This is a genomic window from Rhizobium sp. 05L419, from assembly GCF_056397845.1.
Window position 1 is genome coordinate 1 of sequence record NZ_JBFTOF010000020.1, and the last position, 22,848, is coordinate 22,848.

A 22,848-nucleotide genomic window follows, 5' to 3' on the forward strand; every position below is an offset into this window, starting at 1 on the left:
AAATGTTTCAGAAATACAACCGTCTCGGCCAAAGCGCCGGCAGCGCACGCTAAATCGTTCATCCAGATCGCCCTTTAAAGAATCAGACGATCTCGACAGATTCAGCTCGCAAGCCAATTGTCACCCGTTAACTCACCCGATTGCCCTGGAGCAATTCCGCCTAGACGTTTACAATACTGTCCGGATGTATAAGGAATCCCCTCGAACTCGGATTTGGGGGCAGGCATGGCGAAGGACGAGATCGCAGCAACAGGAACTCAGCTGCTCGACAGGGCTGTCGGTATCTTGAAATATCTCGGCGACGCCGGCCAGGGCGGTGCGTCTATGGCGACCATCGGCGAAGTCTTGGGCCTGAAGCAGCCGACGGTCCATCGTATCGTCACCGCTCTTGAGCGCCATGGCTTCGTTGATCGCGAGCGGGAAACGAAGCGCTACCGGCTGGGACTTGCGCTCTTTGCGATGGGTGCGTCGGCCGCCGACGGAACAGGACTTCGCCAGCTTGCCCGCCCCGCGCTGCTTCGGCTTGCGGCTTCGACAAGCGACTCGGTGTTCCTGATGGCGCGGGCCGGCTTCAACACCGTCTGCGTCGATCGTCAGCAGGGAACCTATGTCATCGACAGCCTGACCGGTCATATTGGCGGACAGATCCCGATGGGCATCGGGCCGGCAAGCCAGGCCATTCTCGCGTTTCTTCCGCCCGCCGAAGCCGACGTGATCCTCGATACGAATGCGCTGCTCTACAGGAAATTCGGCACCTTAACGTCGCGTAAGATCAAGGACCTGCTCGAGAGGATCCGCGAGCAGGGATATGCGATCGACCACGGGGAACTTGTCGCAGGCATCTCCTCCATCGCTGTGCCGATCCTGCCGCCCGGCCGCGATGCGATCGCCTCGATCGCAATCAATCTCACCAGCCCCAGGCTGACGGCCGAGCGGATCCCTGAACTTTTCAGCCTGCTGACAAAGGAGGTTCGCGCGATCGAGGAGCAGCTCAATCCGCTCGCGGAACCATAACGGTCTGGTTTAGCTCCATGAAAGCCTGCGCAAGAGGAAGTCTGGCACGGCTTGGTACTGCTCGTAGAGCGCAGCCAGGGCTTCTAAATTGGGCTCGCCGTTCGAATAGGCCTCGGCGTGATGAATCCCAGTCAGGACCAGTGCGGACCGGATGCCGGCCCGACTGGCGCCGAATATGTCGGTTGCAAGACTATCGCCGATCGCAATCACTTGCGTTGCCGGCAGGTCGAGAACCCGCAGTGCTTTGACATAGGAAAACGGTTCCGGCTTGCCGAAGCGAATGACCCTGCCGCCGATCGCTTCGTAGCGGGCGGCAAGCGATCCGGCGCAGCGGATCCTTTCACCCGCGATGATCACCTCAAGGTCGGGGTTGGCACAGATCATGGGCAAACGCATGAGTTGCGCCCGTTGCAGCAAAAGATCGCCCTCCTCTACATCGCCGGTCGCCAGGACAAAATCGGCGTCTGCCGCCTCCGCGACCTGGTGGCGCGCCAGGCCATCCAAAAGCCCGGCCAGTTCGGGTGGTCCGACATGCAGATAGCGGCTGCCATCAGGCACACCGCCAGTCCGCACGGTGCCGCTAAGCGCCGCATGGACCATTTCGCCCGAGGTGATCAAGCCGTGATAGAGGTCGGGTCCGAGGCCCATTTCGGAGAGGCTGGATGCGACCGCCGCTGCGCGCCGCGGCGAATTGGATAACAAGCAGACACGCATGCCAGCCGCACACATTCTGCTGAGCGCCTCTTGAACCGGTTCGTTAAGAGCCGCCCCGTCATGGATGACACCGTAGATGTCGAGTACGACACCCCGAAAAGGCACCGCTATGTCCTTCAGCGTCTGCTCTTTCGGCAATCGGTCAGTCTGCATCGGATCGCTCCCTCAAATTGCGGCTGCGCTGCTGGAGCGGCGCTGCCAGGTAAGCAAGAACGGCGGTCAGAATGATTGCCGCTCCGGCAATGGTTTCGGCTGCTGGCACCTGGGAAAAGGTGAGCCAAACCCACAGGGCCGACAGCGGCACTTCGGCGAGCGAGATCAGCGCTGTTTCGGCAGGCGAAAGTGCGCGTGATCCTGTCGCAAAGCAAAAAAGTCCGAGCGTCATCTGCACAAAGGCAAAACAAGCAAGAACAGCGCCCTCGCCGGCGGAGACCTCAAGTGATGGGGCAAGCGTTGCGCCCGCAAGCGCGGTGAAGCCGTTGGAAAGGGCCACCAGAAGGAGGCTCGATGAGTGCGATTGACGGAAAGCGATCGTCACCAGTGCCATGAGGGCGGTCATCAGAAGCGCGAGACCGTCACCCGCAAGACGCGGCCCTGATGATGCCGAGCCAAAAAAAGATGACGGCAGCACCGAACCCTGCCACCCCGCTTTGGCACGCAATGGCCACGGAAATACGCTCTTTGATCGTGAACCGCGCAAGCAGTGCCGTCAGCAAGGGCAAGGAGCCGTGTATCACCGCTACGTTGGCGACGGAGGTTAGGCGCAGCGCCGGAATAAAGGCGAGCATCGCGGCCGCCGACAGCATGGACGCGGCAAGGCCGGCTCGATCGAGCTTCACAAAGCCGCGGTGGGGCGTGAAGAGCATGAGTGCGCCGGTAAAGACGAGGGCAAAGAGACTGCGCCAGAAGACGATCGCCCAGACGCCGACCTCGATCAGACCCATGAACAGCCCTGCCGTGCTGAAAAACACCGCCGACATGAGCAAATAGACCTGGGCCCGCTGTCGCATGCTCATTCGCGTTCTCCGGAAGTCGTGACGCGGTATCGGCGGGTGCATGACGCGCCCGTGCGGATGAGGATTTCCTGAGCGACGGTCGCTGCCGACCGCGCCAGGCCTTCTGCAGGCGCCGTCGTGCTGAGAAAATCCACCCAGGTGCCGATACGAGCGAGCTCGGCCGGTACGTCGGTCAGGTCTATTGCGCAATATTCCATCGACACTCGCCCGATCACCGGCACACAACAGCCGGCAAACTCAGCCGACAGGCGGTTGGCAACCTGCCAAGGGAGACCGTGCCCATAGCCGATAGCGACAATGCCGAGAGAAGTCGGTCGATCTGCGCTGAAGGTGCCCATATAGCCTACGGGCTCGCCACGAAGGATTTTTCGGATGTCAATCAGCCGGGCGCTGAGCCGGATAACCGGTGTGAACGGGTTTGGATCGAGGCCGGCATTGTTGAGGCCATATAGTGCCGAGCCAATGCGCACCCTGTCGAAATGATAGTCGGCACCAAGCGAGACACCTGCCGAGGCCGCCAGACTGCGGGCTGTGGAAGGCGCCAGCATGGCGCACATACCGACAAAGCGGTCCTTCTGCAGCCGGTTGCGCGGGTTTGCAGCATCATCGGCACAGGCAAGATGGCTCATGACCAATTCCGGCGGCTGCAGCTCGGAGTGAACGAGCGCGCGAACCTCTTCATACTGCAGGCCAAGACGCCCAAAGCCCGTTTCGAGATTGAGCGCATAGGGCATCGCGTCTGAGGATGCCGCGGCAACCTCAGCCAATGAGTTGCAGACCGGTTTGAGACGGTTTCGCCGGTAAGCCTCGATGCTGCCCGCGCGCAGGCCCCCAAGAACATGGACCTCCGCTTGCGCCAGATGTCGGCGCGCTCGCATTGCCTCCTCAAGACCCGCGACAAAGAAGCTTTCGCAACCGGCATCCCACAGAGGTCCGACAATATGATCAAGACCCAGTCCATAGGCGTCGCTCTTGACGACCGCGCTGACAACCACAGCCGGCCCTACTAGCGACCGGATGACCGCGAAATTGGTTTGAATCGCCGTCAAGTCGACGGAAAGGACGGGTTTGAGCGCGCGCATCGATAACTACCCATGATAGCGGATAAATCGAGGTGTATCTTTCAGTTGCAATCTACAACGAGTTTATGCATGATGCAATCACTGGATGCGTACTTCGCCACATATCCGCTATGCGAGCAAAAGGAGATTGACTGATGGCAAGGACGGAGCACCGAAAGAAGATCTTTATTCTCGGCCAAGGCGTTCTCGGAGGGGACGTTCTCGACTTCCTGCTGCAGAGCGGCGCGGATATCGACATTACCGTCGGTGCCCGCAATGCTGACAAGGCCCTACATCGCGTTAATCTGGCGCGTTACACCGCAATGAATCTCGGCTTCTCGCCGCCCGTCGACATCGTGCCAATTGACCTCATGAACGTCGAAGCAACGGCCGAGCGGCTCTTACAGGTCAAACCCGACATTGTCTTCAACGCCACGACGATGCACAGCTGGTGGGTGATCACGAAGCTTCCACCGGACGCATTCAAGCGCCTCGATGAAGCGCGCGGCGGCATCTGGACGCCGATGCACCAGGTACTCATCCGTAGACTGATGAAGGCTATCCGGCTGGCGAATTTGAGCGCGGTCGTCGTCAATGCGTCCTATCCCGATGTGGTCAATGCTTCGCTTGCCGCCGAAGGACTGGCGCCCGCCGTTGGCATCGGCAACATTGCCAATGCGGTCCCGGGCATCCGGCTTGCTGCCGCCCACATGCTGGCGCTGCCGCCGGCATCGATCGAGATCCGGTTCTTCGCGCATCACTATCTCAGCTACCGGATGCCGAGCACTGGGGGAACGGATGGCGCGCCCTATCATCTGACGGTCTATGCGAACGGGCTGGAAGTGCCGCGCGAGGAGATCGATCACGGCGCGCTCTTCTCTCTAATTGCGGGACGGTTTCGCCGGGTGAAAGGTCTCGCGGGGCAGTCGGTGACGGCCTCGTCGGCCACTGCCATGCTTTTGGCGCTTGCACGACGTTCGGGAGACGTCGTCCACGCCCCCGGCCCGCTCGGCCTGGTTGGTGGATATCCGGTGAGAATTTCTCCTGACGGCCTGCTGGTCGACCTTCCAGCCAAACTCAGTCTCGACGATGCGATTGCCATCAACCGTGATTGCCAGCGCTACGACGGGATCGAGAGCGTTGACGACGACGGCACGGTGCGCTTTACCGACGCGGCTGCCGGCGTTTTGCGCGAGGTGCTTGGCTACAACCTCCAGGCCTACCGGCCTCAGGAATGCGAGGCGCGTGCCGAGGAACTGGCGGCACACTTTGCGCAGTTTGCCCGCGACAATGGAATGCCGGATGCAAGGGCGAGCTGAACGCGTTCTAGGCACCTGCCGGGTGCAGCATTCTGATACGCCGGTAGCCGGCCTGGTCCGGCCGGCCGATCGCGACCCTGGCCTCTCGCCGGCGACAGTCGAAAATGACCGAGAAGGCAGTCCCCGTCGCCTCGCGGGCCGAGGGCGATTTGCAGATAGCATCAGGTGCGCCGGAACGATCTTGAAGCAATGCTGCGACGTCGTCGATATCAGCCAAGGAGAACCGGCGCGCAGCCCGCAAACGAGAGCGGCTCGAGGGGTAGACGCGGGCAACTGCCTCGATGTCCTCCCACATGGCAGGCTTTGGAAAGAGCGGATGGTTTGTATGTACGACGGTACGGACAGCGCGATCGGTAACGCCGGCAGAAGGCCCCACTTCGGCCATCCTCAAACAACCTGTTGCGTCACCAACCAGAAAGCAGCGGCCGCACATATGGGGATGGGCGCGCAGAACGGCGATCGCGCCGTCGACGCTAGTCTGCTCCAGCATCATTCGCCGGATCACGAGGCTCGGCAGACCGTCCTGCGACGTGTCAAGCATGAGGTCGTTGTTGACGAAGGCAAGGCCATGCCCATTCATGCCAACCCAGCCCAGGGTGCCTGCCGAGGCGACGATAACAAGATGCCGGTCCAGAACTTCGTGGACGAAAACCGCAAGGTGGCGTTCAGTGCCGGCCGGGGCATCCCAGTTCTGGGCAACGATCGCACCGTCACGGCGCGCCAGTCCGGCCGACGTGCATCCGGTCCTGCCCTCGGCAAAAAATTCGAAAGCCGAGAGCAGACAAACGTCAAGCGTGGACAGCTCTGTCGCGTCGGCGATGCCATCAAGCTCCGCGACGAGATCCGCAGCAACGACAGAGAGTCTATCGAGGCAGGCAACCGCGCGAGAACGAGCACGATTCCAACTTGCACCATCGTTCGATCGACGCAAGTCGGCAAACGCCGCCAGGATCAACGCGCGCAGCTGCCTACCATGTTGGCGTCCGCGCTCTTTTGGCGAGCCCCGGAGTGTGATGATCGGTATCTGGTCTAGGCTCATAGGGCGTCCGGAGAGATTTAAGCTACAAATATCCATATTGTGGATATTCTTATTGATCTAGTGATTGCTCGTGTGGATTGTGCCAAACTTCAATGCAGCGTGGCGTCGCCTTGGCGTAAGGTCCAGCTGTAAGGCTGCCAAGGCCGCCGGGGATGAATGGATGGAATGACAGAAATGGATGGTCTCGAACACCTGCCACCACGCAAGCAGGAAGAACTGGCGGAAGTCGCACGGATCCTTTTTGAGGAATTCGAGGCGGCACGAAAGTCCAAGCCCAAAGATGAACTGAAGAGCGCCCGCATCCTGAAGATCGTCCTCTTCGGCTCGCATGCCCGCGGGGGATGGGTCGAGGACCGCAAGAGCGGCTACCGCTCCGACTATGACCTGCTGATCGTCGTCAATTCTCACTCGGCAGCCGAGACCTCCGACTATTGGGAGAGTGCCTCAGAGCGTTTCGTGCGCGAGCTGACGATTACCAAGCATTTGCAGACGCCGGTCAATTTCATCGTCCATTCTCTTCATGACGTGAACGACCAGCTTGCGAAAGGCCGTCCGTTTTTCGTCGACATTGCTCGCGACGGCATCGCGATTTACGATTCGCCGGGACATCCGCTTGCATCGCCGCGGCAACTCTCTCCTGAAGAAGCCCGCGGGGAGGCCCAGCGCAACTTCGATCAATGGTATCCCAGTGCGAATCGATTTCTGAAGCTGGCCAAGGTGGCGATCAACGATGGTTTTCGCAACGAGGCCGCGTTCCTCCTCCATCAGACTATAGAGCGACTTTACCATTGCGTCCTTCAGGTCGTGACGCTCTACAGCCCGAAGTCGCACCGGCTGTCGGTTCTACGCTCCCACGCCGAGCGCACAGATTCCCGTTTGATCGATGCGTGGCCACGCGACACCAAATTTGCTCGTCGCTGCTTCAACAGCATTGACCGCGCCTACGTCGAAGCGCGCTACTCCGCGCAATACTCCATAACCGATGACGAGCTCTCCTGGGTGGTTCAGCAGGTGACTGCGCTGCAGGCAATTGTTGCCAGCGTATGCGGTGCGCGGCTCACGGGATCATCTTGAACCTGGCGCCTTGATCAGATTGTGGCGCCCAACCAAATTCAAGCGAATGTTGAAGAAGGGCTAGCAAGCCAAGTACGTTCGCCAGGGTGGCAAGTCCCCTCAAGATGACCATGTCGATCCCCGGCTTTCATCGCTGCGCCACACCACGAGAATCCCACGCCCGTAACAAATTTCGGTTGCAAATCAGCAGCGTCTTGATAGGTTCGATGCTGAGACGGACCACCGTCTTGGGGCGTCGAAACCCCATTCGACATTTGCTTTTATAAGCGACTTCTTCGTGACCTTTACGGGTCGGGGAGCCCGTGGAGTATGCAAGAGGCGTTCGCGCTAAAGTCCACGGGGGCTGCCAGTCGACGGCTTTTCGAACTCCCCGGCTTTCAATGACCAGCCTAGCTGGCATGCGGGAGCGCTTCATGCAAAACAACGACACGATTGAAGGAAGTGAACTGAACGCGGGACCCGCGACCAAAGACGCGGCCGGCCAGCAGCACCGCATTGACGTTGAAGTCGGTAAAAGCATCAAAAGGCGCAGGCAGCTTTTAAGGATGTCACAGACCGCGTTGGGCGCTGCGGTAGGCGTCTCGTTTCAGCAAATTCAAAAATACGAGCGCGGCTCGAACAGGGTCAGCTCATCAATACTGTACGAAATTGCGAATGCCCTGGGTGTGCCGATTTCTTCTTTTTTCGAAAAACTAAGCAAGGCCCGCGCCTTCGACACAAGCGAGTTGGACAGAAAGGCATCCATCAGAGACGAGTTTGTGGCAACTGAGGAAGGCCAACGACTTGTCGATGCGTTCATGGCCGTACCCAGGAAAATGAGGCCAAAGTTCATCTCAATGATGGTTACGTTTGGAAACGAAAACTGACCTCGCTCCTTGCGCCGGATCGCCGCCACGGGGTTTGCGTGAGCCCTCACGGTTCTTCCTACTTTCCAGGCAGTTCGATGCCACCGGCTATGAAAATGACCATGGACCGATCTTACGATTTAGGAATCCCGGCCCGAACGAGCGTGCTAAAGTGGCTAAACGTGGGTCAGTTGTAACGCCAAGCAGGGGTCCACCCGCGCTCTGCAGGCTTATGTTGCCCACCCGGTCAACAAAATCGACTACGCCGCGTTTCCGATTCTGAAGCAGGATCGAGAGTGGCTCGCGCGACATTGCGATAACACCGTTTCCCCAGGCGCACGGCCGTTCGTCACGAATAAGGTCGCGCAGCAAGGCGAGATCCCCTCCCTCTTTCGTTAGCGCGATGCAAAGTGCGTATCGCATCAAGGCCAAACAGACAGCGTAACGTAAGTCGCCGAGCAAACGGACTCCTGGCAACATCGCAAGCACAAGGAAGTTGGTCACGGGACCCGGGATTAGTATCCCGTTAAGCAATCCATCAGCGATGGCAAAGGGAGTAAAGGGCAGATGAATCGCGCCCTCGCTGCCAGAAGTAAGGTTGCCGCCTTCAAGATGCAACGGATATATTTGGCCATCAATGAAGCCCCAAAAGAAGTAGGTGTCGTTGGCCAGGAAGCCACGCCAAGGGGTGTTCTCGAGCCGCTCGACGGACGTTTGGATCTCTGATGCCAAGGCGGCGTTTGCAAAGAGCTCATTGCACAACCACGAGCGCTTATCACTGAGGTGCATGGTGACAAGGTCACCGACATCACTGTCGTCGAGCTGCAACAAATCCGTTCCCGGGGCCATCAGCCGCCAAAGACCTGCATTCGCGTGCCGAATGGCGCGGGCGGGCGACGGGAACTCACCTGAGGGAAGCTCGCTGGCAAGGCGCACGAGAGACGTCCGGTCAACTCCAGATTGGCCAGCATTCTTCAACTGAAACCGATAGCCGCCCGCTTCTCGTGTCAACATACGAGACGACATTTCATTGCTTCTCAAGCCGAACAAGTTGACGGCATGCCCGCTTACCGTCAGAAACCCCGGACCGTGGCGGGACGGGTCAACAAGACGAGCCGCCGAACGGGAATAATGGATGTAGGAATGACTGTCGCGAGCCTTGAGCCCGAGGAGGCTGAACACATGATCATAAAAGATCTGTGGCTCCAGCAATAGTCGGAGTTGGCCCGCCGTCTGCAGGACGGAATTTCCGACAATCTCTGTCGCAAAGCGATCGGAACGATCTGCGTCAAATCCTTGCCTGTTCGCACATTGCTGGATCCATGAAGCAAGCAACGATTTAGCATGCTCTCGAACTCCGCTTGACGAAGCGGGGCTTGCAGCATCAAACACACAGGCCGCATATTCCCGCACTGGAGCAGATCGAAATTCCCTGGCCCAAGGGAAGAGATCGAGGACCAAGGTCAGCGCCTCATCTCCATTGAGCAACGATGTCGATGGCCGTTTCATCGGCTTGGGCGCGGTCGCCATGGCGCCGCCGCTCTCCGCAAGGAATTTCTGTAGATGGTCAAAATCGCCGCCGCCATCATAACGATACCGAACGACCCGAAGACTGTAGACGGCTGGAGGGTAGAGCCGATGAGCGCCACAAGGCCGTAAACCGCCAAGCCGCCACACGTGCACAACGTCTGGATCTGACTGCGGGCTCGACCAAGTTTATCGGAACCAACAGCCTTCTGAGCTTGGACGTCTATGACAATCCTCGCGACATTGTATGTGATTCCCAGAATGGTCATCTGTATGATGCTCGCCGTTAAGTCCTGCACCATGAAAAAGCTGAGCAGGACAAAACCTGAGAGCAACAACGGAAGCGTCAGCCGTCTGCGCGGCGCGAAGAAGATCAGTAGCACGCATCCACCCACCGAACCCGCTGCCCAACCTGCTTCGAGATATGAAAATTGAAGTGCGGTGCCGTCTAGCTGCTGGATTGCAAGTGCTGCCGCTAGAACATTGGCTAGCATTCCCATCGCGTAAATCAGTGCGTAGACCGCAACACTCTCCATCAACCGTCCCGAAGGCAAGGTTGTGGGCAGGACATCCACCATTCGAACGCGAGAGTGGCCAAGTGTCTCCGAGCTCCGCGCGGGCCTATGATGATTTGCCGCCATCGCCAGAAACGACAGTGCGAAGCACAAGAGCGAGACGGTGAGGCCATATTGTTGTGGTGTAGCGACGATGACGGCACCAGTTGCCAGCACGGCAAGCAGGTTGCCTGCCTGCATGGCGATATAGGAAATCGAGTTGAAAGCCATCAGACCTTTCCCGCCCTCGATCATGCAGGGGAGCATCGCTTGCATTGAGGTCTGGTGGGTGCGGTCTATGACGCAGAACGTCACCCATGAAAGAGCGACCACGTAAATGGGATTGGCATGAGCCATGCCGAAAATTGTTGCGGCAATGATTGCCGATCTCAGCGCATCGCATATCAAACATATCAGGCGGCGATCGAACCGATCCGCGATAGAGCCACCGAAATTCGTGGTTAGAATCTCAGCAGCACTGCCGGCTGCAAGCAAGAGCGCCAAGAGACCGGGGTTCCGACTGGCGTCAACGACGATCCAAGCGACCGTTACGAAATACGCGTTTCGCCCGGCAGCCGCTGCGCCCAAGCAACAAAGGTAAGAAAGGGAACGTTGTACCCGATAGAAAGCCATGAAGTCGCGCCTATGAGAGGATGCTGAACTTCGCATGCTACTTGCGTGGCAGTTCGTCGGCTTTCAGGAAATTGATGTTAATTTTGGAGCTGCATCTATTTTGACCAGGCGGAACGATACACCGCTGGCGGAACGCCGAGTTCACGGAGGAAATTTGTGGAAAGATGGCTCCCGCTGGAATAGCCGCACATCAGGGCAATCTGCGTTATTGAATAGGACGTCGTTCGCAAGAGATTGCTGGCGCACTCGATCCGCCGGCTGTTTAAAAAAGCGTGCGGCGACACGCCCGTCGACTGCTTGAAGGCACGGCAGAGATGGGCAGTGCTCATTCCGAACTCTTGCGAAAGATCTGTGAGCGTCAGTTTCTCGGTTGGTTCTTCCTCGATGCGGCGGATGATCTTCTTCAGGACCATGGGTGACAAGCCGCCTTTCAAAGTCTTTTGAGGTAGCTGTGAACGGCGAAGCATCAGCCCGAATATTGTGGTGAGGTAGCCTTCAACCAGCAGGCCGCTCGCCCGGTCGCTTTGAGCCAGTTCCGAAGCGATCTTTCGCGCGGCAAACTGGATTGCAAGATCGCGAAACCCGAGCTCCGGCTGAAGCGTGGAAGCTTCGGTAAATTCTTCAAAGAGGTTTCGCGCAAAGTGTCGCTGCACGGAGACAAAGAGATATGAAGCGGTCGAATCACCATCGTCCCAACCACTCCAGGTACGGCCGGGCGGGACGTAAGTCAGCGATCCTTCGGGACGCCTGACGAAAACCGTGCGGTTGCCGTCAATGTAGTTTTCTCCAGAAGTTGCTGAGCCCTCGATGTTCAAAAAAATGGAATGTTGGTCTGCCGACACGTCAATCTCTTGTCGTTTCAGACCGACCCGCCGGACCAGGTCTGCTCGGATACCGGGCCACTGACCATATCTGTGAAGGACAGTCTCCGATTCCGACGACTTTATGTGATCGGGTTTGACACAACCACGCATCGTCTCAGCCTCCGGTCCGACAACACCTTATCCTCATCCTTTATCACCTCAAGTTGCTTCTGGCAAAACAGCTACCCCCGCGCGAACTTTTCGTCAAGATCCTGAAACGTCATCAAAATCCTGAATGAGCGGTCCGCGAGGATTCGCAATTGTGCGTCCGGGAACGCATCGAGGACGATCACACATGCACAATCTTCGTGCCTTTATTGATGAATGTGAAAGCGCTCCGCGCTTGAATGCTCTGTCGAGCTTTTTTGCCTCGACAGCAGCCGGCCTATCGGGCGCGCCCTCGCGACGTCCCAAAGTTGATCGGCGAATGTTGCCAGATCATGCGACCTTCAGACAGTTTCTGAATTTGCACCAGCAGCGTCAAGGGCCATTCGACCAGCACTACCTCTGCAGCATTCCTTACCGTTTCGAGGAAGAGTGCAGACTAGGCTGCGCGATCTTGCGGTACGCGCAAGTCGAACGCAATCAGCTCGCTTTCTACTCGCTCGGTACAGCGGAAGGCACGATGGCGAGGACAATATCCGAGCTTGGCGGCGGGTGCCTCTCGTCTTTATCATGCAGCCCAAACATAGAAAACCTGCGTGCTTTCCACGCATATGGCGTCCCGCCCCATGCTACCTTTTTTCATGGACCATTTCACCACCTGACACCAAACCTTATCCGCACCACAAAACATCTGAGACCCTTTGCAGATGGCTTTGATATCATCCTCGAGGATACGACCTTTCAGATGTACTCGCCAAATCGGGAGCAACAGGTCAAGTTCGTTTGTCAACACCTGAAGCCAGACGGAATTTTCTTGTTCGTTGAAAAATTCAAACAGACAGACGAACAAGAATATCGACGTCGAGAGCATCAGAAAGATTTCGGATTCAAGGCCCGCTTCTTTGCCTACGACGACATCCGCGCCAAACACGATCGTGTGCTCACGCGCATGAACGAAAACGAAGTTACGCTCAGCGAGATGGCCAGGGTCCTCAATGCTCAGTTCCAGCACAGCAACGTCGTTTGGAACAGCGGTAATTTCTACACCATTGCGGCCAGCAACTCCGCCGATAGCATGAACTGTTTTATGGACAAGCTTTGCAAACCCGCCCTGCCAGATGAATACATATACGAGGATCTGCCCCGCAGGCTTTAGGCAACCGGCCTTTCGACCTCGGGTCAGCAGTCGCCTCTTTCGTTACCAAACCACAGGAAGGCAAACCGGCGAACTGGTCACATGTCGCTTCGCAACGATGTCACGTTGTCTCGTCGCCCGCCTCGTTTGTTTGATCCGCGGGTTGCAGGGCCGCAAACGCTTTAGCGATTTCGGACATCAACTTCACTTTTTCCAAAGGGAGTTCTTCAATGTATTTCATTAGGCGATGGCGCGTGTTTGCCTCTTCCTCCGACCCTCCCCACAGGTGCGGAGCGGCTGCATAGAGCAGATCGAGTGGCGAAAACCTGAGGAGTTCACTCAAGTGAACGAGCCGGGTCACATGCATCTTGGCTTCCCCACGCTCATAGCGACCATAAACCTGGGGAGTGAGGCCAAGTAGAGGCACAAAGTCGGGCCGAGTAAGGTCACGGGCCTCGCGCGCTAGCCGCAACGCTTCGCCGATTTTTTCATCCATTTTTCCGAATTCTGTGATGCCCTGGTAAGCGGGGCTCCGACAAATCGGGTTTTCAATCTCGGGATCGCGCACCTCAACGAGGCCGGCGGTTTTCAGGTAGTTTTCTGTTTTTGAGGTCATGTCAATTGCTCTGGCGCTTCATTTTGAAACGTATATCACCCGAAGCGCCGATGAAGGCAAATCCCCTCTTAGGAGAATTGGAAGACGGCACGGGGCCTGAGGCGCTTGGCTCGACGACATCCAGTTGCCAAGGCGCGCAAATCGGGTTCAGACAGGGCAGAATAAGTGACTGAACGCCATGACAAAAGCACGGAACGCTTCGAGTTGCTTCTTGCGCAATTCCTCGCAGTCGGAAAGGAAGCAACCGCTCCGCAAGTCGCAGGCTTGGCAGTGATCGAACGCCGGCGAGCCGTCGAAAAGGCAAAGCGAATTGTCGATGAACTCGTGCAGTGCTGCCACGAAATGGAATCCAACGACGAAAGGCGCCGGTTCTTCGCAATGACGCTCATCGTTTCGTCCGCTCTAGGAAGCGATCTGTTAGGCTTCAACTTGTTGGAGTCATTGGAGGACATTCTGCTCACCTGACATCTTCGGGGGGCCGGCCTTTCTTGTCGCGATGAACACAACAGAGCAATTCCAATTTCTATGGAATTGCCAGTTATTTAATTCGGTACTTGGCAGATGACCATTCGTGATTTGCTGGCCTGGAACGCGCGTAAACTAAGAGCCTTGCGTGGGATTTCACAGAAAGGCGCTTGAAGCAGGTCTCGAGCCGGTACGATTCCCAGCTTGAACGCAAGCAGATCAATCTCGGCATCGGCCCGCTGGAGCGTATCGCACAGACCACGCGAATTCCCGTCACCCAGTTGTTCCCTGACCCGACACAGCCGATCCCCTACCGACGACGTTGAAACGCGGCCTTCGCCCTTCCAGCCAACGGTCCTGCGAAGAGCTATCTGTTGAGACTGAAGTAGTAGCGCTGTGATATCGTCTTCGCATCGTCACGAATGTCGAAATAGTAGGGTTCGTCGCGAAGTGGCCGGGCCATCAATTCGGTAGAGCGGCAAGAATTGTGGTCGCTAAAGAATCGCGTGAGACGATCGCCGGAATTGGGTCCGACCTGCCAGCGACCCCGGCGTCCCTGCCCGCACTCGTCGACAACGCGGCGGCATCGCGACAGATCCGCAGATCCGCCGCCGTTGCGGTTGTCTGTACCAGATGATGCCGTCCAGCCAGCCGGGCATTCGGCGTATCTCTCGTAGCTCGGCTTTCCAGCTCCGCCTTCAGGGCATGTCGGCCATGAGAAGCCAGGCCGCTTCATGGCGCCAATTAGTTTCTCCATGGGTCGGCGGCAACTGGCAATCGAATGCCAGGATGGATTGTCTGACGCTGCGCACAACAGCACCTCGCAACCCCACTCGCTCGCTCGCGCCTCCTCTTGAGCGTGCCAGGCGAGGCAACAAATGGCACAAAGTACGATGACAAAGCGTCTCATCGAAGGCTCCTGACAAAGCTTGATTACCGATCCGTTCTGGCCGGCGTGCGCCGTGCGTCGGCAAAAGGCGGCGTGATTTCGGCCTTGCGCGTTTTCAGCAGGTTGATGTCGGCGATCGGCCGGCGATCAAGAGTCCGATCGACTGCGTTCGCCCGCCACTCTCTCATGTCGAGCACATAGGTGCCCCAGATCCCATAGCGGGCCACGATCGCATTTCGCTCAACGTTGAGGTAGTCGATGCGAGAGAAGCCAGGAGCCAGACGTGCCCAACCAACACGCAGTATTTCAAGACCCAAATCCCGGCTACCCGCCGAGCATCGGCCAACGAGCGTTGCACCGAACGATCGGCTGATGTCACACAACACCGTCCGTGATCCTATTGCACGCTTCAGCCAGGCTTTGGCCATGGCACCGCATGGCACAGGTGCGAAGGCAAGAGTCGAGACATTCCTCGGTTTTTTCGGATCGAAAGCCCACTGTGGCATGTCGCAACTATCCACGCCGTCCAGTTGCACGGATTTCCCATGGGTCGGGAACCAGAGCGTTCGTCCATCAATCGGCGTGGCAACGCCAATTATCGTCCGATAAAATCCGGCGTCCGCTGGAACAGTGGAAAAAGAACCATCCACGGGATCTGCAGCCTTTGCCACTCCAGGGGTTAAAGTCAGCGAAAGGCTCAAGACGAATTTTGACAGCATTACCGGCCCTCCAGGCTTCTGGCGGCCTGGCTAAGAAGCAGTGCCGCATGCGGAACATCCGAGAATTGCCAAAGCCCAGTCTTCCGAGCTCTCGCTTGCTGTTCCGCAACGGCGTAGGGTGGATGTATCGGAAGTCCGCTCGAATTCAGGGCCGCAAAGGCGTAGCCCTCGGTAATGAGTGCAGTGGCAAGATCCAGCCGATCCTTTCCCACCCGCCCAAAACACATCACGAACCGTGTGTTGTCGACTACGGCAACCGGTGCGCATTGCGGTTCGGTATCCCTGATGAAGGCCGCCAAAACGGCCATCGAGGCCTCACCGCAGTCTCTCCTTTCGCCGGATCGATTGGTGAAGAAGGTACCGCGCAGGCAAGACTGGACGCCATAGAGGCGATTGCGCTTTCCGCGATCAATCCAACTGTCCCCTGTCTCCAATGTGATGCCAGTCGTCAAAGGCTCGTAGTCGGCCGCCATCGCCGTCATTTGGCAGGTGATGAACGCGACCGGAACAAGCAATTTTAGAAATCTCATTTCACCTGCCCCATCACACGAGAATCCGCCCACATTCCAAATCCCTCTCGCCCGATCTCTTCCGCTTCCGCCAGATCGTTTCGAAGAGGGCTGCCGTCCGTGTTGCGGGCAAGTCTGAGTGCGCCGACGGAAACGAGCTGCTCCTCTATGTTGTCGACGGTGTCGAGCGTCCCCGGATAATTGTAGTAGCCGAAACACGTCACATCCCGCGTCGCAGCCCTTTCCTCCGTCACGAAAGCGCGGCAGAAGATCACCTTGGCGGCCTTGAGCTTGATGGAGAGCTGCTCACGCGCGTAGTCCTGGCAGGTTCCTGCAAAACCTTCCAGCCGATTGACCATGTCACCGCGGCAAGGTTCGAGGCCGTAAAGGTGTAGCGACACCTTGCCATTGACCGTGAAGTTCGTCGGCGAGACCGCCTTAAAGCCCTCGGCAGACGAATAGCCTTTGCGAGATACCGCGGTTCGGCTTCCGTCATAATACTCGATGACGAGCACCGTCTTTCCGGGCGCCGCCAGTGACCGGACATAGTCCTTATTCACAGAGCCAGCGCCGCACGCCGAGCCTGCGATCAGCATCGCAGACAAACACCATCCAGCAATTCTTAAAAAACGTCGCATACCCATGCTTAGTATCTCATCATTCTCAACGTCGATGACGATTCCCTCTTTTCGACTCAAATTCTTTGATGTACGAGTTATCGCAATAGGTAACTTTCTGCAACCGCAAATCGACTGCTTATGTCGACTGCGAAACGCGGTTAAGAGGCGGATCAGCGATGTATCACCGGTTCAGAACTCCGTTGCTTGCCGCCTGCGTGATCGTGCCGATTTATGATCAGGCTTCGGCATATAGTAATGATTTATCTTATTTTATTCGATTTCATCACGACCCCGGTAGCGCGCGCATCGAAGTCAAAAGCCCGATGCTCGCAGAGATCTCCCGAACACCTGCATCATTCCATCACGATCCAAACGGCGTTGCGGTGTCTATCGCACAAGCGAACATGCAGAACAATATTAGTGACCTTTCAAGCCTAAGCATCGAGAACGCGGCTCCACCTTTCATGTCGCTTGTGGCAAGCGGAACAGATATCAAAACAAGGAACATGCCCTACGGCGAGGCATGCCTGCTTTCTCCGCTGGCTCCAGATCAAATCGCCCGCCTCGTTGAGGACGCAGCGACCCGTCATGGCGTGGTGCCTGAATTCGCATCTGCCGTGGCCTGGGCCGAAAGCCGTTTCGACCGCGTCCGTAACAGTCCAAAGGGCGCGCGTGGACCGATGCAGCTGATGCCCGACGCGGCAAGCGATCTCGGGGTCACTGATGTCTGCGATCCCGCGTCCAACATCGATGGCGGGGTACGCTACTTACGAGCGCTTCTCGATGAGTTCGGCAATCCACTGCTGGCCGCTGCCGCATACAATGCCGGCCCCCAGGCCGTCCGTGATCATGCCGGCGTCCCCCCTTATGCGGAGACCATCAACTACCTCGCCGAAATCCTGAATTTTCAGCTCGGGTTGCGGCCAGCCGGCGACCAAACGACGCAACGCAAATCCAGACAACTGTCGGAAAGCAGCGGCGTCGTCGGCGCCGCCTCAGCCGGCCGCTTCGTCGGCGGCGTCATGAAGTTTTGACATGAAGGAGACAAGGACATGACAAATTCGTCCCGATTATCTGGTCACAATCACCGCCGCTTGCTTCTTACCGTCGCCACGCTTGTTGTCTTGCAAGTAGCCCTCGCAGAGGTCGCTTTCGCACAAGAGCTGGGCCAGGCATTCGCTCCTCTCCAAGCGATTTTTCAGGCAGTCGTCGATTTCATAACCGGGCCGTTTGGCAGGCTTTGCGCCATCATCGCCGTCATGTCTCTCGGCTTTCTTGCATGGGTCGGCCGTTTGAGCTGGTTTCTCGCCGGAGGTGTCGCGGTCGGCATCGGCTTCGTTTTCGGCGGGCCGGGCATCGTCGACGCTTTGATCTCGATCGTGGGGTCCTGACATGACCATCGAGAACCCCGAACAACCCTCTCTTACACCGCTCATCATCGGCTTGACCCGCTCGCCGACGCTTTGGGGGGTCCCCTATATGGCGGGCGTGATCATCGTCGGTGCCACGATCATTGTCTGGCTCGCCTCAAACACGATCTGGTCATTTCTGACCGCCCCGGTCACCTATATGACGCTTTTCACTCTCTGCGCCTGGGATTCCCGGATTCTCGACGTCCTGCAGGTCGCAACACGGCTTACACCGCGGACGCCGAACAAGACCTTCTGGGGCGCCAACTCCTACGGGCCGTGACGATGTTGAAGGTAATCCGCGAGGAGCTCGGCTTTGGATCCGCCGGTCGTAGCGAGCGGCCAATGGCAAGTCATGTCCCGTATCGACGGCATGTCGCCGATGCCGTCATCCGTCTCGAAAACGGCGCGCTGATGACTGTCTTGAAACTAGACGGTCTATTCTTCCAGACGGAGGACCAGGCCGAACTCAATATGCGTTCTGTCGTCCAGAACACCATGATCCGGGCGCTCGGATCCAGCCGGTTTTCATTGTGGTCGACAGTGATACGTCGGCAGGTCGACAGCATCTTGGACGGAGAATTCGCCGATCCCTTTTGCGAGGTCCTTGACCGACGCTACATGGAAGCGCTCGGCAAAAAGCGCCTCTTCAGCAACGACATTTACCTCACGATCCTCCGGTCGGGAATGCGCGGCGCGCTCGGAGCGGGTGACAGCGTTCGTCGGCTTCTCGACAGAGTTGCCGGGCGTGGTGCGGAAGACGAACAGCTTCGCGAGGCAACGACAGAGCTCGAGGAACTGACCGACAACCTTGTCCGGGACCTCGCAAAATATGGCGCCAGGACGCTCGGGATCGCCTATCGGAAGAAGGAGCCCTATTCCGAGCCGTGTGGGTTTCTCAACATGATCCTCACATGCGGCGTGCCGCGCAATATGCGCCTGCCGCGAATGGGAATTTCCAACTATATCGGTACCTCCCGGTTGCATTTTTCGCGGAGAACCTTGCAGGCCCAGGGCGCGGTTCCAGACGACAATCGTTACGGGGCATTGCTCTCGATCAAGGAGTACCCGCCGTTCACCGGTCCCGGCATGCTCGACGGCTTGCTGCAGGTCAATCACGAGTTCATTTTAACCCAGTCGTTCACGATCGCCGACAAGCCGATCGCTCAGGAGCGCATCAGTCGCCTGAAACGCCAGATCGGCGCCTCGGACGAGGCCGGCAGCGATGTCGAAAACGACATTGACTACGCACTCAACAGCCTTCTGAACCAGGAAGCAAACTTCGGCTTCCACCACCTCTCCCTACTCTGCCTGTCGCGAGATCTTGACGGCGTCAATAAGGCTGTCTCCGAGCTGGGCGCCTGCCTGACAGACATGAATATCAACTGGCTGCGCGAAGACCTCAACATGGAGGCGTCCTTCTGGGCGCAATTGCCAGGAAATCACGCCTACATTGCCCGCAAAGCGATGCTGTCGAGCGCCAATTTCTCCGGCCTGTCGTCGATGCACAATTTCGCGTCTGGGCAACGCGAGCGTCTCCACTGGGATAGCCCGATCACCATTCTCGAAACGACAAGCCAGACGCCATACTGGTTCAATTTTCACCAGCGCGATATCGGCCATTTCCTCGTCACAGGTCCGACGGGTTCCGGAAAAACAGTGGCCCTGACCTTCCTGCTTGCGCAGGCGTTTCGTGTGCGGCCGAGCCCGCGCGCTATTTTCTTCGACAAGGACAGGGGTGGTGAAATCTTTATCCGGGCGATAAACGGCGCATACGAGGTTCTGACGCCGGGCACGCCGACTGGCTTCAACCCCCTTCAGCTCGATAATAGCGGCGAAAATCGTGATTTTCTGCTGAGACTCCTAAAAGCCATGCTTCGTCGCGGCGATGGCAGCGCGTTCGACAGGCACGAGGAAGACACTCTCGAACGGGCAATCGTGAGACTGATGCAGGAGCCGGTTGCCGAGCGCAATCTTGTCAATCTCGCCGGCCTGCTGGCCGGCCGATCGCGCGCCGATCCCAACGACCTTCATGCCAGGCTTCGGCCGTGGATCGAAGGCGAGAAGGCGTGGTTGTTCAATGCGCCTCACGACGTGCTCTCGTTCTCAGGACGCTCGGCCTTCGGCTTCGATATGACCAGCATCCTCGACAATGACGAGGTGCGCACGCCGGCACTGATGTACATCTACCATCGTCTGGACGAGGTGTTCGACGGCACGCCGGCGATGATTTTCATGGATGAGGGCTGGCGTCTCCTGCGTGATCCGCTCTTCAGCGACTTTATCATCGACAAGATGAAGACGATCCGAAAACTCAATGGCATCGTCGGCTTTGGAACGCAATCTGCTGCCGATATCGCCAGCTCGCCGGCCGCCCATACGCTCATCGAGCAGTCGGCGACGAACATCCATTTCCCCAATCCGCGAGCCGACGAGGAAAGCTACATCCACCGTTTCGGCTTGACGGTGAAGGAATTCAACTTCATCCGCAATGCGCCGCCTGAGAAGCGAGCCTTCCTGATCAAGCATGGCAATGACAGCGTGATCGCACGCCTCGATCTCTCGTCGATGCCCGATCTGATCAAGGTGCTCTCGGGCCGGAAGGAAACAATTGAGGAGTGCGAACGGCTGCGCGAGACACTCGGCGATGATCCKACAGCCTGGCTAGCAAAATTCTGCGGATGGGAGGACGGCTCATGAAAACCGCCGCCTTCCCCGTCCTTGTGGCCCCACTCCTGCTCGCCGGTATGGATGCCGGGTCCGCGCGAGCCGACGTGCCGGTCGTCGACAATACCAATCTCGATGAGGCCCAGAAAAGGGACAAGGCTACGAGCGATATCGAGAAGCTGGATCACGACCGCCATACGATTGACACATCAGTGACCTGCTCGATGTACCGGGCAGGCAGAAGAAGTGATCCAGTCGGTGCTGCGCGAACCAATTCGGAGATCGCCGGCCTCGTCCGGCGTGTTGCGCGGGAGGACGGCGTCGACGAAAACCAGTTTCTTGCTCTTGTCTACCAGGAAAGCCGTTTCAACCCCTGCGCCAAATCTCCCGCCGGTGCGACCGGTCTCGCCCAGCTTATGCCCGCTACGGCAGCTCAGCTCGGCGTCAACGAGAACAACATCGAGCAGAATCTTCGTGGCGGCGCCCGCTACTACAAAAGGCAGTTGGTACGCTACGGCGGGAACGTGTCTCTGGCGCTCGCCGCCTACAACTCCGGCCCCGGCAATGTGAATAAATATGGCGGCATTCCGCCCTTCAAGGAAACACAAGGGTACGTCGCCTCGATCACTCAGCAATGGCTCCCTGCCTTCGGAGGGTCGGACAAATCGGGTATACCGCTAAACTTCGGAGGTGGCGAGACTGCCTATACAGGCATGCGGTCGTCCACCCTCAACGCTATGGGCACAACGGCAGCGACGAGCGAGAGCTTCTCGAACGTGGCGAGCTGGTATCAGCAGCTTGGACAGATGCAGACAGGGACAATCCAGGAGAGCTGGGATCATAATTCCACCGCGCGCAACGCCAATCTCGAGATGATGAACAATGTCATCAAGCTCGGCACCGCAATGGCCGATCTCATCAACGCTCGTAACGCTGTCTCGTCCGCCAATCTTTCCGCTTCGTCGCGAACTGCAAAGCCAACAGGCGCTGACGAGGAACCGCAGGACATGACGCGCCTGTGCGATCCGCTTCAGAACCTCGTGTGGAGCGAGGAGGAAAACGCCTGTGTGGAGAAACGGGAAACCGATGATCAGGTGCGGCTGCTGCTGCGTCCTCAATGAAGGGAGATGGAACATGAATGCCATGCTTCGAGTTGCCACTGCACTCATCGCTCTGCCGGCTTCGGCTCTCGCCGACGTGCCCGTCATCGATCGAGCAAACTACGAAGTCGCGAAGAAAACGGCGGACACCACCGATAAGATTCTCGACACGAACAGGAACATACTAGCCACGGTGGAAGACACGTTGAAGGCCGTGACCGGCGATCGCGCAAGCATGGTGGGTCCGCTGAAGAACCTGGCTGTCGGAAACGGCTTCAGCGTCTCGGCGATCCCATCGTTCGACACCATTCTCAAGGACGGCATACCGAACTTCGGGGGCATGAGCGGCGACATATCGAAGGCAGCGACCGTCTTCATCAATGGTCTGCAACTGGTGAAATCTCTATCCGGAAAAGAAAACAGCACGTTCTCCGGCGACAGATCCTATGAGCAACTGGTCAACACGGTGCTTGGTGTTTCCGCCCTCATCAACGGTTCGCAGCAGGCAATCCAGACGCGACGGAGCGCCTTCGAACAGGCCGGCAGTCAGATCGGCAGTTCGCAGGATATCAAGGGCTCGATCGATCAGAACACCCAGCTTCAGGTGCAATCCGGGCTCACCCTCAACGAAATGATCGGTGTGATGAATGGCGCGGTCACCTCGCTACAGGCCGAGAACCAGCGCCGCCTCACCGACATCTCCAACAGCAAGAAGACGCTGACCTACGGGAACTGACGATGCAACGAATTGCCGCTTTCATCCTCGCGACCGTCTTGCCCTTTGCTTTGTCGGGCTGCGGGACCGTCAAGGAGAAGACCGCACCCTGCAAACGGCCTTGGAACCTGACCTCGTTTGCCGAGGACCCACGGCATGAATGCGGGCTGATGCGGGCCATCAACGATCCGGTGTCGGCATTCGCCGCGATCGGGATGCCCGATGCAGAACAGCGGTAGG

Annotated in this window: 25 protein-coding genes; 13 read left to right on the forward strand and 12 right to left on the reverse strand. The window is 57.9% G+C overall.

Features of this window, described 5'->3' with window-relative positions:
• Window positions 1–225 precede the first annotated feature (225 nt).
• Complete coding sequence (locus AC1DMK_RS21890) at window positions 226–1,014, forward strand: IclR family transcriptional regulator (RefSeq protein ID WP_477861949.1); 789 nt, start codon at window positions 226–228, stop codon at window positions 1,012–1,014.
• Between the two features lie 9 nt (window positions 1,015–1,023).
• Here AC1DMK_RS21890 and AC1DMK_RS21895 read toward each other — a convergent pair whose 3' ends face one another.
• From AC1DMK_RS21895 to alr, 4 genes are read right to left on the reverse strand one after another with little or no spacing between them, the layout of a single operon-like run.
• A complete protein-coding gene (locus tag AC1DMK_RS21895; RefSeq protein WP_477861951.1) occupies window positions 1,024–1,881 on the reverse strand; it encodes a TIGR01459 family HAD-type hydrolase in 858 nt (285 codons plus the stop codon).
• Window positions 1,871–2,287, reverse strand: coding sequence for a hypothetical protein (locus tag AC1DMK_RS21900; RefSeq protein ID WP_477861953.1), 417 nt, complete (start codon window positions 2,285–2,287; stop codon window positions 1,871–1,873). The genes AC1DMK_RS21895 and AC1DMK_RS21900 overlap by 11 nt, the downstream gene beginning before the upstream one ends.
• 16 nt (window positions 2,288–2,303) lie before the next feature.
• Complete coding sequence (locus tag AC1DMK_RS21905; RefSeq protein WP_477861955.1) at window positions 2,304–2,744, reverse strand: EamA family transporter; 441 nt, start codon at window positions 2,742–2,744, stop codon at window positions 2,304–2,306.
• Window positions 2,741–3,826 carry an alanine racemase gene (alr, locus tag AC1DMK_RS21910; RefSeq protein ID WP_477861956.1) on the reverse strand — a complete coding sequence of 362 codons (1,086 nt, stop codon included), beginning with the start codon at window positions 3,824–3,826 and terminating at the stop codon, window positions 2,741–2,743. The genes AC1DMK_RS21905 and alr overlap by 4 nt, the downstream gene beginning before the upstream one ends.
• Window positions 3,827–3,960: 134 nt before the next feature.
• Between alr and AC1DMK_RS21915 the strand changes: the two genes are divergently transcribed.
• Window positions 3,961–5,124 (forward strand): hypothetical protein, encoded by a 1,164-nt coding sequence (locus AC1DMK_RS21915; RefSeq protein WP_477861958.1) that lies wholly within the window; start codon window positions 3,961–3,963, stop codon window positions 5,122–5,124.
• 7 nt (window positions 5,125–5,131) lie between these two features.
• Here the strand turns inward: AC1DMK_RS21915 and AC1DMK_RS21920 are convergent, their stop codons facing one another.
• Window positions 5,132–6,163, reverse strand: coding sequence for a C45 family autoproteolytic acyltransferase/hydolase (locus AC1DMK_RS21920; RefSeq protein ID WP_477861960.1), 1,032 nt, complete (start codon window positions 6,161–6,163; stop codon window positions 5,132–5,134).
• 174 nt (window positions 6,164–6,337) lie between these two features.
• Between AC1DMK_RS21920 and AC1DMK_RS21925 the strand changes: the two genes are divergently transcribed.
• Window positions 6,338–7,237 (forward strand): HEPN domain-containing protein, encoded by a 900-nt coding sequence (locus tag AC1DMK_RS21925; RefSeq protein ID WP_477861962.1) that lies wholly within the window; start codon window positions 6,338–6,340, stop codon window positions 7,235–7,237.
• Between the two features lie 413 nt (window positions 7,238–7,650).
• Window positions 7,651–8,103: a helix-turn-helix domain-containing protein gene (locus tag AC1DMK_RS21930; RefSeq protein WP_477861963.1), complete on the forward strand. Its 453-nt coding sequence runs from the start codon at window positions 7,651–7,653 to the stop codon at window positions 8,101–8,103.
• Between the two features lie 87 nt (window positions 8,104–8,190).
• Here AC1DMK_RS21930 and AC1DMK_RS21935 read toward each other — a convergent pair whose 3' ends face one another.
• From AC1DMK_RS21935 to AC1DMK_RS21945, 3 genes are read right to left on the reverse strand one after another with little or no spacing between them, the layout of a single operon-like run.
• Window positions 8,191–9,612, reverse strand: a complete 1,422-nt coding sequence (locus AC1DMK_RS21935) for a hypothetical protein (RefSeq protein WP_477861965.1) — start codon at window positions 9,610–9,612, stop codon at window positions 8,191–8,193.
• Entirely contained in the window at window positions 9,588–10,832 is a 1,245-nt protein-coding gene (locus AC1DMK_RS21940) for an MFS transporter (RefSeq protein ID WP_477861967.1), read from the reverse strand. The genes AC1DMK_RS21935 and AC1DMK_RS21940 overlap by 25 nt, the downstream gene beginning before the upstream one ends.
• Window positions 10,833–10,891: 59 nt before the next feature.
• Window positions 10,892–11,638 carry a helix-turn-helix domain-containing protein gene (locus AC1DMK_RS21945; RefSeq protein ID WP_477861969.1) on the reverse strand — a complete coding sequence of 249 codons (747 nt, stop codon included), beginning with the start codon at window positions 11,636–11,638 and terminating at the stop codon, window positions 10,892–10,894.
• A 316-nt stretch (window positions 11,639–11,954) separates the two neighbouring features.
• On the opposite strand from AC1DMK_RS21945, the gene AC1DMK_RS21950 reads away from it, so the two are divergent.
• Window positions 11,955–12,920: a class I SAM-dependent methyltransferase gene (locus tag AC1DMK_RS21950; RefSeq protein ID WP_477861971.1), complete on the forward strand. Its 966-nt coding sequence runs from the start codon at window positions 11,955–11,957 to the stop codon at window positions 12,918–12,920.
• Window positions 12,921–13,020: 100 nt separating this feature from the next.
• On the opposite strand, the gene AC1DMK_RS21955 is transcribed toward AC1DMK_RS21950, so the two are convergent.
• On the reverse strand, window positions 13,021–13,515 hold the full coding sequence (locus AC1DMK_RS21955; RefSeq protein WP_477861973.1) for a helix-turn-helix domain-containing protein: 495 nt from the start codon (window positions 13,513–13,515) through the stop codon (window positions 13,021–13,023).
• Between the two features lie 635 nt (window positions 13,516–14,150).
• Between AC1DMK_RS21955 and AC1DMK_RS21960 the strand changes: the two genes are divergently transcribed.
• Window positions 14,151–14,306: a hypothetical protein gene (locus AC1DMK_RS21960; RefSeq protein WP_477861975.1), complete on the forward strand. Its 156-nt coding sequence runs from the start codon at window positions 14,151–14,153 to the stop codon at window positions 14,304–14,306.
• A gap of 607 nt (window positions 14,307–14,913) precedes the next feature.
• Here the strand turns inward: AC1DMK_RS21960 and AC1DMK_RS21965 are convergent.
• Genes AC1DMK_RS21965 through AC1DMK_RS21975 form a run of 3 tightly spaced genes read right to left on the reverse strand, consistent with a single transcriptional unit; the run spans window position 14,914 to window position 16,693 of the window.
• A complete protein-coding gene (locus AC1DMK_RS21965; protein WP_477861977.1) occupies window positions 14,914–15,588 on the reverse strand; it encodes a thermonuclease family protein in 675 nt (224 codons plus the stop codon).
• The gene (locus AC1DMK_RS21970) at window positions 15,588–16,118 is read right to left on the reverse strand and encodes a thermonuclease family protein (protein WP_477861979.1); all 531 of its coding nucleotides are present in this window, start codon (window positions 16,116–16,118) and stop codon (window positions 15,588–15,590) included. The genes AC1DMK_RS21965 and AC1DMK_RS21970 overlap by 1 nt, the downstream gene beginning before the upstream one ends.
• A complete protein-coding gene (locus AC1DMK_RS21975; RefSeq protein ID WP_477862122.1) occupies window positions 16,115–16,693 on the reverse strand; it encodes a hypothetical protein in 579 nt (192 codons plus the stop codon). The genes AC1DMK_RS21970 and AC1DMK_RS21975 overlap by 4 nt, the downstream gene beginning before the upstream one ends.
• A gap of 200 nt (window positions 16,694–16,893) precedes the next feature.
• Between AC1DMK_RS21975 and AC1DMK_RS21980 the strand changes: the two genes are divergently transcribed.
• Genes AC1DMK_RS21980 through AC1DMK_RS22010 form a run of 7 tightly spaced genes read left to right on the forward strand, consistent with a single transcriptional unit; the run spans window position 16,894 to window position 22,847 of the window.
• On the forward strand, window positions 16,894–17,751 hold the full coding sequence (locus tag AC1DMK_RS21980) for a lytic transglycosylase domain-containing protein (protein ID WP_477861981.1): 858 nt from the start codon (window positions 16,894–16,896) through the stop codon (window positions 17,749–17,751).
• Between the two features lie 18 nt (window positions 17,752–17,769).
• The gene (locus tag AC1DMK_RS21985; protein WP_477861983.1) at window positions 17,770–18,108 is read left to right on the forward strand and encodes a TrbC/VirB2 family protein; all 339 of its coding nucleotides are present in this window, start codon (window positions 17,770–17,772) and stop codon (window positions 18,106–18,108) included.
• A gap of 1 nt (window position 18,109) precedes the next feature.
• Window positions 18,110–18,409: a VirB3 family type IV secretion system protein gene (locus AC1DMK_RS21990; RefSeq protein ID WP_477861984.1), complete on the forward strand. Its 300-nt coding sequence runs from the start codon at window positions 18,110–18,112 to the stop codon at window positions 18,407–18,409.
• A 2-nt stretch (window positions 18,410–18,411) separates the two neighbouring features.
• Entirely contained in the window at window positions 18,412–20,826 is a 2,415-nt protein-coding gene (locus AC1DMK_RS21995; RefSeq protein ID WP_477861986.1) for a VirB4 family type IV secretion/conjugal transfer ATPase, read from the forward strand.
• Window positions 20,823–21,914 (forward strand): lytic transglycosylase domain-containing protein, encoded by a 1,092-nt coding sequence (locus tag AC1DMK_RS22000; RefSeq protein WP_477861988.1) that lies wholly within the window; start codon window positions 20,823–20,825, stop codon window positions 21,912–21,914. Before AC1DMK_RS21995 ends, AC1DMK_RS22000 begins: the two co-directional genes overlap by 4 nt.
• A 22-nt stretch (window positions 21,915–21,936) precedes the next feature.
• Window positions 21,937–22,629, forward strand: a complete 693-nt coding sequence (locus tag AC1DMK_RS22005; protein WP_477862124.1) for a type IV secretion system protein — start codon at window positions 21,937–21,939, stop codon at window positions 22,627–22,629.
• A 2-nt stretch (window positions 22,630–22,631) separates the two neighbouring features.
• Window positions 22,632–22,847 (forward strand): hypothetical protein, encoded by a 216-nt coding sequence (locus tag AC1DMK_RS22010; RefSeq protein WP_477861990.1) that lies wholly within the window; start codon window positions 22,632–22,634, stop codon window positions 22,845–22,847.
• The last annotated feature ends 1 nt before the right edge of the window (window position 22,848 follow it).